This is a genomic window from Streptomyces sp. 7-21, from assembly GCF_016741785.1.
Taxonomy (GTDB): Bacteria; Actinomycetota; Actinomycetes; order Streptomycetales; family Streptomycetaceae; genus Streptomyces.
The window spans coordinates 127,476-140,219 of sequence record NZ_JAERRL010000009.1 but is presented as its reverse complement, the minus strand read 5'-3'; the positions used below and the strand labels follow the sequence as shown (position 1 = coordinate 140,219).

The window sequence follows — 12,744 nt, the reverse complement described above, 5'->3', positions numbered from 1 at the left end:
GCGAGATTGCTACGGTAAATCCGGAAACGCACCCGCGCAGGTGACGCGTGGTGCGAGCGGCGTTACAGGTGAACACGAGAGGAGGGCCGTGCCCGAGCTGGAGTTCCGCATGCTCGGCCCCCTGGAGGTGGTCAGGGACGGCGTCCCGGTGGAGCTGCGGGCCGCCAAGCAGCGCGCGCTCCTCGCCGTCCTGCTCTGGCGCCGGGGCCAGGTGGTCTCCCTCGACGAACTCGCCGGTCATCTGTGGGGCGAGAACCCGCCGGGCGACGCCCGGGGCACGCTGCGCGCGTACGTGATGCGCCTGCGCAACGCCCTCGGCGCCGCGGGCCCCCGCGTCATCCTCACCCGCCCCGACGGCTACCTGCTCGACACCGCCCCCGGCTCCGTGGACCTGTGGGCCTTCGACGCGCTGCTCGCCCGCGCCGACGAGGCCGCCCGCCGCGAGGACCTCACGGCCGAGCGCGCCCTGCTCCACGAGGCGCTGGCGCTGTGGCGCGGCCCGGCCCTGTCCAACGTGCCCTCGGACTCGCTCCACCGCGAGCTGGTCCCCGCGCTGGCCGAGCGCCGCCTCACCGCCCTGGAGCGCCGCATCGACCTCGACCTGCGCGCCGGCGCGGGCCACGCGTGCGTCGTCTCCGAGCTGCGCCACCTCACCGCGGAACACCCGCTGCGCGAACGCTTCTGGGCCCAGCTGATGCTCGCCCTCGCCTGGGGCGGGCGCCAGGCCGAGGCCCTGGGCACCTACGCCCGCGTCCGCGCCGTGCTCCGCGACGAACTCGGCGCCGACCCCGGACCGGAGCTGCGCGAGCTCCACACCGCCCTCCTGCGCGGCGAGCCGCCCGCCCCGCCGCCCGTCCCCGAACCGGCGGCCGAACCCGCTGCCGGGCCCGCCGCGGCCGACGCCGCCGGGGCACGCCCGGAACCTCCCCGGCGTCCACTGGAACTGCCGCCCGACCTGCCCGACTTCGTCGGCCGCGAGGTCGAACTGGCCGACATCACCAAGGGCCTGACCGAGGGCGAGGGCCCGCGCATCCTCGTCGTCACCGGCTCACCCGGCGTCGGCAAGACCGCGCTCGCCGTCCGCGCCGCCCACGAAAGCAGCGGTCACTTCCCCGACGGGCAGCTCCACGCCGACCTGCGCGGCTACGCCGCCGGCGGCCGCCTCGCGCCCACCCGCGTCCTCGCCCGCTTCCTGCGCGCCCTGGGCACCCCGCGCGAGCAGATACCCGTCGAGGAGGACGAGCAGCTGGCCCTCTACCGCACCCTGCTGGCCGGCCGCCGCATGCTCGTGGTGCTGGACAACGCCGCCGACGCCGAGCAGATCCGCCCGCTGCTGCCCGGCGGCCGGTCCTGCGCCGTCCTGATCACCAGCCGCAACGCCCTGCGCGGCCTGGCGCTCCACGGCGCCCGCACCGTCGCGCTCGATCCCCTCGGCCCCGCCGACTCCGTGCGCCTCCTGGCGAGCCTGCTCGGCGAGGACCGGGTGCACCGCGAACCGGAGGCCGCCGCCGAACTGGCGCGGCTGTGCTCCCACATCCCGCTGGCCCTGCGCATCGCCGCCGCCAACCTCGTCGCCCGGCACCAGGACATCGCCGGCTACGCCGAGGAGCTCCGCCACGGCGACCGCCTCGCCGAACTCGGCGTCGACGACGACCCGCAGGCGGCCGTGCGGGGCGCGTTCGACCTGTCCTACGCGGCGCTCGGCGGCACCGAGCGCGCCGTCTTCCGGCTGCTCGGGCTCGTGCCGGGGCGGGACGTGACGCCCGACGCGGCCGCGGCGCTGACGCGGCTGCCCGTCGCCACGGCCCGCCGCGCCCTCGAACGCCTCGCCACCGCCAGCCTCGTGCAGTCCCGCAGCCCCGGCCGCTACGGCTTCCACGACCTGATGCGGGACTACGCCTGTGAGCGCGCCGCCGCCGAGTGCGCCCCGGCGGAGCGCGAGGCGGCCCTGGAACGGCTGCTCTCCCACTACCTCGGCGGCGCCGACCGGGCCGCCGCCCTCATCGAGCCCCTCTTCCGCCGCATGCCGCGCCCGCCCGCCGAGGCCGGGCCGCGCTTCGCCGACGCCGAGCGGGCCGCGGCGTGGCTGTCCGCCGAGCGCGCCAACCTCTTCGCCGCCATCCACTGGGCCGCCGGGCGCGGCTCCCGCGGCGACGCCCTGGGCCGCTACTCGTGGTTCCTGGTCGACGCGCTGCGCGGCTTCCTGGCCCGGCGCTCGCTGACCACGGACTGGCTGCGGGCCGCCGAGGCCGCTCTGGGCGCGGCGCGTGCCGCGGGCGACCGCACCGCGGAGGCGGAGATGCTGCACAGCACCGGCCAGGCGTGGTGGCGCGCCGGGGCCGTCGACCGCGCCGTCGCCTACCTGGAGCGCTCCGTCGAGGCGTTCGCCGCCGCCGACTGGCCCGAGGGCCAGATCGCCGTCCTCAACAACCTGGCCGGCAGCTCCTACTGGCAGGGCCGGGTCGAACGGGCTGTCGAGCTGTTCACCAAGGGTCTGCGGCTGGCCGAGCGCCACGGCCTGACCGCCGTCACCGCCACGATGCACGGCAACCTCGGCGCCGCCTACGAGGGCCTGGACCTGCGCCAGGCGGAGCGGCACCTGGAGGCGTCCTGCCGCCTGATCGCCCAGCAGGAACCCACCCGCCAGGCCGCCGTCGTCTTCGGCAACCTCGCCAGCGTCCGCCGCAACACCGGCGACTACGACAGCGCGCTGCGCGAGGCCGAGAAGGCCATCGCCGGCCTGTCCGACGGCGACGAGGACCCCGAGCGCTGGCCCGTGCTCAACGACATCGCCCGCATCCACCACGCCCGCGGCGACCTGTCCCGGGCCCGTGCCACCGCCGCCGGCGTGCTGGAGCGGAGCCAGTGGGCGGGCGACGTCCGGGTCGAGGCCGACGCCCGCGTCATCCTCGCCGGCACGCTGCTGGCCGAGGACCCCGCCCGCGCCAGGGAACACCTGGACCGGGCCCTCGCCTCCGCGCGGGACGCCGGGTACCGCAACGGCACGGCCGAGGCGCTGATCGGGCTGTCGGCACACGCCCTGTCCCGGGGCGATCCCGGCGAGGCGCGGCGCCACGCCTCCGAGGCGCTCGACGTCATCGGCGACGCGCACCGGGTGCTGCGGGCCCAGGCGCTGACCGCGCTGGCGGAGGCGGAACGGGCCGACGGCGACCTGGAAGCCGCCGCCGGCCACGCCCAGCAGGCGGTCGACCTGCACCACGCCACCGGCGCCCGCCCCGGCGAGGCACGGGCCGCCCGCGTGCTGGGCGGGATCGCCCGGGACCGCGGCGCCCCCGTCGCCGCCGAGGCCCAGCTGCGGCGGGCGTACGAGCTGTATACCGCCATGTCCCTGCCCGAGGCGGCGGAGGTGGCGCAGACGCTCGCCACGGACGTCACCCCGGACTGACGCCCCGGACCGACTACACCCCCCGGCGGTGCGGTCCGCACGGTCCGCGGGACACGCCACGGCTGCCCGCCTCCGCCCCGGGCCGGTCTGGTGTGCGCCCCGGAGTGGGCTGGCCAGTTGACTTCACGGGCTTTCCGGGGCGCCGCAACCACTCTCCGCGCCGGCCCTGACGCGGGGATGACGGCGGCGTGACGCGTTCCGCACCGGGCCGGACCGGGACGGCGCCAGGAGCACCGCGGCGATCAGGGACAATGGGGGCGTGACCCAGCCGCTGCACATCGGACCGCTGACCGTAGACCCGCCCGTGGTCCTGGCGCCCATGGCTGGGATCACGAACGCGCCCTTCCGCACGCTCTGCCGCGAGTTCGCCGGCGGCCGCGGCCTGTTCGTCAGCGAGATGATCACCACCAGGGCGCTGGTGGAGCGCAACGAGAAGACCATGCGTCTCATCCGCTTCGGCGCCGCCGAGAAGCCGCGCTCCATCCAGCTGTACGGCGTGGACCCCGAGACCGTCGGCCGCGCCGCCCGGATGATCGCCGACGAGGACCTTGCGGACCACATCGACCTCAACTTCGGCTGCCCCGTCCCGAAGGTGACCCGCAAGGGCGGCGGCTCGGCGCTGCCGTACAAGCGCCCGCTGCTGCGCGCCATCCTGCGCGCGGCGGTGCGCGGCGCCGGCGGTCTGCCGGTGACGATGAAGATGCGCAAGGGCATCGACGACGACCACCCCACGTATCTGGACGCCGGGCGCATCGCCGTCGAGGAGGGCATCAGCGCCGTCGCGCTGCACGGCCGCACCGCCGCGCAGCACTACGGCGGGAAGGCCGACTGGTCGGCGATCGCCCGGCTGAAGGAGGCGGTCCCGCAGATCCCGGTGCTGGGCAACGGCGACATCTGGTCGGCCGCCGACGCGGTGCGGATGGTCCGGGAGACCGGCTGCGACGGCGTGGTGGTGGGCCGGGGCTGTCTGGGGCGGCCGTGGCTCTTCGCCGACCTGGTCGCGGCGTTCGGCGATCCCGGCGCCCCCGGCACCCGGCCGTCGCTGCGCGAGGTGGCCGACGTGATGCTGCGGCACGCGCGGCTGCTGGGGGAGTGGCTCGGCGACGAGGCGCGCGGCGTCATCGACTTCCGCAAGCACGTCTCCTGGTACCTCAAGGGCTTCTCCGTCGGCTCGGTGCAGCGCGGGCGGCTGGCGACCGCCGGGTCGCTGGCGGAGCTGCGGGAGCTGCTGGCGGAGCTGGACCTGGACCAGCCGTGGCCGGCCGGCGCGGAGGGCCCCCGGGGCCGGACCTCGGGGAAGAACCGCGTGGCCCTGCCCGACGGCTGGCTCGACGACCCGTGCGCCGTCGACGCCGCGCTGCTGGCCGGCGCCGAGCTGGACACCTCCGGCGGCTGAGCCGGGCGGCCGCCCGTGCCCGTAGCGCGCGGCCGGGCGGTTACGACGGGTCCGCCGCGGCCGGCCCGGCCGCCGCCAGGACCGTCGTCAGCGCGAACGGGGTAGCGGCCGACCACGCCTGCGGGGAGCAGGCGTGCGGGTAGGGCACCGGGTCCGGGTGCTCGTCGCGGCCGTAGCCGCCGATCACCTCCGGCAGCCGGTAGCCGGTGCGCGCCGCCAGGTCCAGCAGCCCCCGCGCCACCGTCGCCGCCTCCTCCCGCAGCCCGTACCGTGCCATGCCGAGCGCCGCGATCGCGCTGTCGTGCGGCCACACGCAGCCGCGGTGGTACGCCAGCGGGTGGTAGGCGCCCTGGCCCGCCGCGACGGTGCGGATGCCCCAGCCGGAGAAGAAGTCCGCCGCCAGCAGCCGCCGCCCGACGGCCTCGCCCCGCTCCTGGTCGAGCAGCCCCGTCCACAGCAGGTGCCCGGCGTCCGAGGCCAGCGCGTCGGCCGCGTTTCCCTCGCCGTCCAGCGCCAGCGCGGGGAAGTTCTCCTCCGGCAGCCAGAAGTCGGCCAGGAACCGCTGGCGCAGCTGTCGCGCGGCGTCCTCCAGGCGTGCGGCGTAGCCCGGGTCGTCCCACACGGCGCGCGCCAGGTGCGCCGCCTGCCGCAGCGCTTCGTAGGCGTAACCCTGCGGCGCGGCGGCCGCGATGACGCCGCGCACGGGCGTGCCGTCGGCGGTGCACACCGCGCCGGGGGAGTCCTTCCAGCTCTGGTTGGCCAGCCCGCCGCGGTCGGCCTGGTACAGCAGGTAGCCCCGGTCGCCGAGCCCGCCGTGGTCGAACATCCACGCCACGGCGGCCCGTGCCTGCCGCTGGAGCCGGAGGGCGAGCTTGTCGTCGCCGGTGGCCCGCGCGTGTGCGCCAAGCAGCGCCACGAACAGCGGCGTGGAGTCGACGGCCCCGAAGTACCGGTCGTAGGGCACCTGACGGAAGTGAGCCAGCTCACCCTGCCGGACCTCGTGCACGATCTTCCCGGGCTGGGCGATGCGTTCGGCGTCCTCGCCGGTCGCCTGCGTCGCGGCCAGCGCCGCGAGGGTCGCCGCGGCCAGGTCGGGCTGCTGCGCCAGGGTGAACCAGGAGGTGATCAGCGCGTGGCGGCCCAGCAGCGTGACGAACCACGGCACCCCCGCCGCCGGGACCCGCAGCGCTTCGCCGTCCGGGCCGGTCGCGGCCACGCGCAGCGCGGCCAGGTCGGCCAGGCCCCGGGCGCGGGCGCGGGCCAGCCCGGGCGGGCCGTCCGCGGCGGCGTTCCCGGTGTTGTCCCCGGTGTTGTCCCCGGTGTCCGGGGCGCCCCCGGTCCCGCCCGCGGCGCGCGGCAGCGGGTCGGGCACGGTCTCCAGCGGGTCCGGCGCGCCGTGCGGCAGTGCCCGCACGGTCAGGCGGATCTCGGCCGTGGCGTGGGCGGCCAGCTCCAGCCGCCACACCAGCCGCCGCGCCCCGCTGCCGGTCTCCTCCACGGCGTCGGGGGCGGGGTCGGCGGTGATGGTGGTCTTCGACTCCCAGTCCTGGCGCCGGTAGCCGAACTCGACGCCGTCGGGCAGCATGGTGCGGGTGCGCACGGCGTACGGCTTGTCGTAGAAGCGGTGATCGGAGCGCAGCTCGAACTGGTCGGCGAAGTCGGCGTCCACCGTCAGCGCCAGCAGCACGGCGGACGGCTCGCCGCGGTTGCTGCCCACCCGCAGCCGCTCGGTCAGTGTCCCGGCGGTCACGGCCTGCTCGCGGAAGACGGTGTGCGCCGGCGCCTCCGACCTGCCGCCCGGCGGGACCAGCACGCTGACCGCCGTGCCGTCCGGGGCCGCGTCCGAGGCCGGTGCCAGCACCGTTGGCGTGCCGCCGTCCATGGTGAGCTGCCAGCGGCTCAGGTGGCGCGCGTCACGCTCGAACAGGCCGTCGGGCCAGGTGCCGCGTTCCCCGGTGATGTCGCCCGACGGGGTCACCGCGGCGAAGGTGCCGTCACGGACGAGCAGGCAGTGGCGCGTGCTGATCACTCTTCTCGTTCTCCCATCCCCTCGGCAGTCCCCTCGGCAGCTCTTCCGGCAGCTCGTCCGGCAGTTCGTTGCGGGCGGAGCGCGGCGCCGGCAGGCCAGCCGGGCCGGCCGGGTCGGACGCCAGAAGATCGATGGTCAGCGCGGCGGTCCAGCTGAAGTCGCGGGCGCCGCGCCCCCGGCCGGTGCGCGGGTCGACGTATTCGGCGAAGCCGGAGGCTGCGGCGGCGTGGACGGCGGCGGTGCGCAGCGCGTCGGCCGCCTGCGTGGCGCCCTGGCACCGCAGGCCGCGCTCCAGCAGCCAGTTGACGTTGAACCATGCCGGTCCGCGCCAGTAGCGGGCCGGGTCGAAGGCCCGTCCGGTGAGGTCGTAGCTGGGCACCAGCAGCGCCTCCCCGCCCAGCCCGAACGAGGGCCCCGCGGCCGTCCGCAGCAGCGCCCTGACCACGTGCGCCGGCAGCCCCGGCACGAGCAGCGGCAGCAGCCCGGTGGCGCCGCGCTCCCGGATCGGCTCGCGCCGCAGCACGTCGTAGCAGAGGAACAGGCCGTCCTCCTCGTGCCACAGCCGCTTGAGCAGCGCGGTGGTCAGCTCCTGTGCGCGCACCAGGTGGTCGGCCGGGTCGGCGCCGACGCGGCGGGCGATGCCGGCCAGCGCGTGCTCGGAGGCGATCAGCAGGGCGTTGAAGCCGGGGTCCTCCACGGCGAAGCGGTGCGGGACCCCGCGGCCGGCCGGGCCGTCGAGGTATCCCTGGTCGCGGTAGTCGGCCGCCAGCCGCACGTAGCGGCCGTAGTCGAGGTCGGTGGGGCGGTCGGCGGGAACGCCGTGGTCCAGGTCGGCGCGGCGGAAGGAGCCCGCGGCGGCGGGCTCGACGCGGGAGAGCGGCGCGTCCCAGCACGGGCTGTTGTCCATGCCCGACTCCCAGGGGTGGACGATGGCCGCCAGCCCGTGGCCGCCGAGGTCGCGGGAGCCGGTGAGGTACCGCTGCCAGGCGACCAGGCGCGGGTAGAGGCGCTCGAGGAACCCACGTCGCGCACAGGCGGCGGGATCGGCCTGGTGGACCAGCCAGGCGGCGAGGGCGTGGATGGGCGGCTGGACGATGCCGGAGGTCTCAACGCGGGCCGGCGCCCCGGCCCGCTTCCCCGACGAGGAGGAGCGCCAGAAGTCGGGGCTGGGGAAATAGGCCGTCAGCGGAACGGCCGGGTTGAACACAATGTGCGGCACGCGGCCGTCTTCCCACTGCGCGTGCAGCAGCGTCTCCAGCTCGCGCTGGGCGTACTCGGCGGAGAGGTGGCGCAGGCCGATGGCGACGAAGCCCGAGTCCCAGCTCCACTGGTGCGGATACAGCGCCCGCGAGGGGACGGTGGAGGATCCGGTCCAGTTGGCGGCGAGGACACGGCGGGCACCGGTGTAAGCGGTCACGGAGGGACTGTCGGATGTCTCAGCGCGTTCCACGTGTGCTCCGGGGGACTTGTCGTCGCCGCTGCCGCTTGCGGGGCCAGCTGTTTTGTTGACGGTACCGCAGAGTTACGTCTACTTAACACGCAAAAGTACACCTGTAATATCGGCTTCACAAGCGAAAAGGGGGAGGAAAATACTGGGCACACGGCGCAAACGGCTACCGGAGGGCACGGCGATGACGCAGGCGAGCGCGGGCCATCTGCTGCGGCTCATCCGGCAGGGCCGGGCGGCGACCCGGGGTGAACTCCAGCGCGTCACCGGCCTGTCCAGGTCCACGGTCGGCCACCGCCTGGACCAGTTGTTCCGCGCCGGGTGGGTGCGCGAGACGCCCGGTGAACCGGGTCCCGCGTCCACGGGCGGGCGCCCCGCCCTGCGCCTGGAGTTCGATACGTCACATGCCGTGGTGCTCGCCGCCGACCTGGAAACCCGCCACGCCTGCGCGGCGGTTCTCGATCTCGGCGGCGGTGTGCTGGCGGAGCACACCGGCGCCCTGCTCATCGACGAGGGGCCCGAGGCGGTGCTGGACCGGCTCGCGCAGTGGTTCGCCCTGCTGCTGGAGAAGGCCGGGCTGCCGCTGGCGGCCGTGTGCGGCGTCGGGCTGTCCGTGCCCGGGCCGGTGGACTTCGAGGCCGGCCAGCTCGCGGAGCCGCCGATGATGCCGGGCTGGGACCGCTTCCCGGTGCGGGAGCGGATGCGCCAGGCGCTGGCGCGTCACACGGGGGGCGAGATCACGGCCGACGGCCCGGTGGCGGACCTGCCCGTGCTGGTGGAGAACGACGCCAACGTGATGGCGTTCGGCGAGCAGCGCCACGGCTTCCCCGGCTGCGCGGCGTTCCTGCTGGTCAAGGTCTCCACCGGCATCGGCGCCGGCATGGTCGTCAACGGCGGGATATACCGGGGGATTGACGGCGGCGCGGGTGATATAGGTCACATCCGGCTGAGTGACTATCCCGATGCGCTGTGCAGGTGCGGCAACTACGGCTGCCTGGCGGCCGTCGCCAGCGGCCGGGCGCTGGCCGAGCGGCTCACGGCGGCGGGCGTCCCGACAGCCTCCGGCTCCGGTGTGCGCGACCAGCTGGCGATCGGCCAGCCGGACGCGGTGCGGCTGGCCCGGGACGCGGGCAGGCTGCTCGGTGAGGTGCTGGCCACGGTCGTGACGCTGCTCAACCCGGGCGTGCTGATGATCGCGGGAGACCTGGCCGGGCCGCCGTTCCTCACCGGCGTCCGCGAACTGCTGTACCAGCGCGCCATGCCCCGCACCACCGCCTACCTCCAGGTCGTCACCTCCTCGCTCGGCACCGAGCGGGCCGGGCTCGCCGGGGCGGCCGCCCTGGTGACCGAGCACCTGTACGCGCCCGCGCAGGCCGACGCCCGCCTCGCCGCTCGCGGCCTGTAGGCCGTCTTCTCTCGCCTCACTGGCTCCGATTGCCGCGATGCTGCCCTGCTTTGGGGGGATCCGTGCCCTTCGCGCGCGTGAGCGCTGCCACGTTTGTTGGAAAGGGGTGCTCAGATGAGCGGTGATCGGGGTAGTCTCCCCGACGTCAGGGCAGCCGTTCACGAGGAGCCGACGTCCCGTGCCGGATACACAAACACCTCCCCTCATCAGCCCGCCGGAGCCGCCGGCGGCGCGCCCGGTGAAGCAGCCGGTGGAACAACCGGTGAAGCAACGGGTGAAACAACCGGTCAAGTACGTCTACGCCTTCGCCGAGGGCGACAAGGACATGAAGGACCTGCTCGGCGGGAAGGGCGCCAACCTCGCCGAGATGACCCGCCTCGGTCTGCCCGTCCCTCCGGGCTTCACCCTCACCACCGAGGCCTGCCGCGCCTACCTGCGCACCGGCGCCGAGCCGCCGGCCCTGCGCGACGAGGTGAGTGCGCACCTCGCCGCGCTGGAACGCGCCATGGGCAAGCGCCTGGGCGACGGCGACGACCCCCTCCTCGTCTCCGTCCGCTCCGGCGCCCGCCACTCCATGCCGGGCATGATGGACACCGTCCTCAACGTCGGCCTCACCGACGTCTCGGTGCACGGGCTGGCCGCCCGCTCCGGCGACGAGCGCTTCGCCTGGGACTCCTACCGGCGGCTGATCCAGATGTTCGGCAAGACCGTGCTGGGCATCGACGGCGGCCTCTTCGAGGAGCGGCTCGAGGCCGCCCGGCGCGCCACCGGAGCCGCCACCGACGCGGACCTGAACGCCAGTCACCTGCGCGGCGTGGTGAGCCGGTTCAAGGACCTGGTCCGCGAACAGACCGGTGCGGACTTCCCGCAGGACCCGCGCGCCCAGCTCGACGCCGCCATCCGGGCGGTGTTCGACTCCTGGAACGGCGAGCGTGCCCGCGTCTACCGGCGCCAGGAGCGCATCCCGGACGACCTCGGCACGGCGGTGAACGTCGTCGCCATGGTCTTCGGCAACACCGGCCCCGACTCCGGTACCGGCGTCGCCTTCACCCGCGACCCGGCCACCGGACGGCAGGGCGTGTACGGCGACTACCTGCCGAATGCCCAGGGCGAGGACGTGGTCGCGGGCATCCGCAACACCGTGCCCCTCGCCGAGCTGGAGCGCCTGGACAAGGCGGCCTACGACGAGCTGCTGCGCGCCATGACGCTGCTGGAGCGGCACTACCGTGACCTGTGCGACATCGAGTTCACCATCGAGCGGGGCAAGCTGTGGCTGCTCCAGACCCGGGTCGGCAAGCGCACCGCTGTCGCCGCGTTCCGCATCGCCTGCCAGCTCCTCGACGAGGGGCTGATCGACGAGCGGGAAGCGCTCAGCCGGGTGACCGGCGGGCAGCTCGCGCAGCTGATGTTCCCCCGCTTCGGCGGGAACGCCGGCGCGACCGCGCCGCTGCTGGCCACCGGCGTCCCGGCCTCGCCGGGCGCGGCAGTCGGCGCCGCGGTCTTCGACTCCGCCACCGCGGTGGCGCGGGCCCGCGACGGCGAACGCGTCATCCTGGTGCGGCGCGAGACCAACCCGGACGACCTCGACGGCATGCTCGCGGCCGAGGGCATCCTCACCTCGCGGGGCGGCAAGACGTCCCACGCGGCCGTCGTCGCGCGCGGAATGGGAAAGACGTGCGTATGCGGAGCCGAGGCGCTCGACGTTGACACCGAGCACCGCATGCTCACCACGGCGGACGGCACCGTCGTCCGCGAGGGCGACGTGCTGTCCGTGGACGGCACCACCGGGCGGGTCTGGGCGGGCGCGCTGCCGGTCGAGCCCTCCGCGGTGATGCGGTACTTCGACAGCGGCGGCACCACCGGTCCGGACGGCACAACGGGCACCGGCGGCACCGGCTCCGCCGACGACGAGACGGTCGCGGCCGTCCACCGCCTGCTGACGCTCGCGGACCGCGCCCGCGGCCTGGCCGTGCGCGCCAACGCCGACACCCCGGAAGACGCCGCCCGCGCCCGCCGGTTCGGCGCCGAGGGCATCGGTCTGTGCCGCACCGAGCACATGTTCCTCGGCGAACGCCGCGCGCTGGTCGAGCGGCTGATCCTTGCGGGGGCCGACGACGCGGAGCGCGAGGCGGCCCTGGCAGACCTGCTGCCGCTCCAGCGCCGCGACTTCACCGCGCTGCTGGAGGCGATGGACGGCCTGCCCGTGACCATCCGCCTGCTCGACCCGCCGCTGCACGAGTTCCTGCCCGACCTCACCGAGCTGTCGGTGCGCGTGGCGCTGCGGCCCACCGAGCACGACCGGCGGCTGCTGGCCGCCGTGCGCCGGCTGCACGAGCAGAACCCGATGATGGGGCTGCGCGGCGTGCGCCTGGGCCTGGTCGTGCCCGGCCTGTTCGCCATGCAGGTCCGCGCCATCGCCGAGGCCGCCGCCGAACGGCGCGCCCAGGGCGGCGATCCGCGCCCTGAGATCATGATCCCGCTCGTCGGCACCGTCCAGGAACTGGAGCTGGTGCGCGCCGAGGCAGAACGCGTCCTCGCGGACGCCGGCGTCCCGGATATCCCGCTGGGCACGATGATCGAACTGCCGCGCGCCGCACTGACGGCCGGCCAGATCGCCCGGGCCGCCGACTTCTTCTCGTTCGGCACCAACGACCTCACCCAGACCGTCTGGGGCTTCTCGCGCGACGACGTCGAGGCCAGCTTCTTCGCCGCCTACCTGGAGAAGGGCATCTTCGGCGCCTCCCCGTTCGAGACCCTCGACACCGAGGGCGTCGGCACGCTGGTGCGCACCGCCGCCAGGGAGGGCCGCGCCGCACGGCCGGACCTCAAGCTCGGCGTCTGCGGTGAGCACGGGGGCGACCCGGCCTCCGTCCACTTCTTCCACGCGGCGGGGCTCGACTACGTGTCCTGCTCGCCGTTCCGTATCCCCGTGGCCCGGCTGGAAGCCGGCCGGGCGGCGGCCGCGGCCTCCTAGCCGCCGCCGCCAGCCGGGCTCCGCGCCCTTCCGTCAACCCTCACCGGCGCCGGAGCCCGGCCCCACGGGCCCGGGGGCGGGCGCCTG

Annotated in this window: 6 protein-coding genes; 4 read left to right on the top strand and 2 right to left on the bottom strand. The window is 75.4% G+C overall.

Annotated elements, in window-relative coordinates; all coding sequences use genetic code 11:
- Positions 1–88 precede the first annotated feature (88 nt).
- A complete protein-coding gene (locus JK356_RS13785; protein WP_201868048.1) occupies positions 89–3,406 on the top strand; it encodes a BTAD domain-containing putative transcriptional regulator in 3,318 nt (1,105 codons plus the stop codon).
- Positions 3,407–3,647: 241 nt separating this feature from the next.
- The gene (gene dusB / locus JK356_RS13780) at positions 3,648–4,802 is read left to right on the top strand and encodes a tRNA dihydrouridine synthase DusB (RefSeq protein WP_201868179.1); all 1,155 of its coding nucleotides are present in this window, start codon (positions 3,648–3,650) and stop codon (positions 4,800–4,802) included.
- 40 nt (positions 4,803–4,842) lie between these two features.
- Here dusB and JK356_RS13775 read toward each other — a convergent pair whose 3' ends face one another.
- A complete protein-coding gene (locus JK356_RS13775; protein WP_201868178.1) occupies positions 4,843–6,828 on the bottom strand; it encodes a glycogen debranching N-terminal domain-containing protein in 1,986 nt (661 codons plus the stop codon).
- Positions 6,797–8,248: a trehalase family glycosidase gene (locus JK356_RS13770; protein ID WP_307815568.1), complete on the bottom strand. Its 1,452-nt coding sequence runs from the start codon at positions 8,246–8,248 to the stop codon at positions 6,797–6,799. The genes JK356_RS13775 and JK356_RS13770 overlap by 32 nt, the downstream gene beginning before the upstream one ends.
- A 214-nt stretch (positions 8,249–8,462) precedes the next feature.
- Here JK356_RS13770 and JK356_RS13765 point away from each other — a divergent pair, with 214 nt between their 5' ends.
- A complete protein-coding gene (locus JK356_RS13765) occupies positions 8,463–9,683 on the top strand; it encodes an ROK family transcriptional regulator (RefSeq protein ID WP_201868044.1) in 1,221 nt (406 codons plus the stop codon).
- A 325-nt stretch (positions 9,684–10,008) separates the two neighbouring features.
- Entirely contained in the window at positions 10,009–12,657 is a 2,649-nt protein-coding gene (gene ppdK / locus JK356_RS13760; protein ID WP_201868177.1) for a pyruvate, phosphate dikinase, read from the top strand.
- The last annotated feature ends 87 nt before the right edge of the window (positions 12,658–12,744 follow it).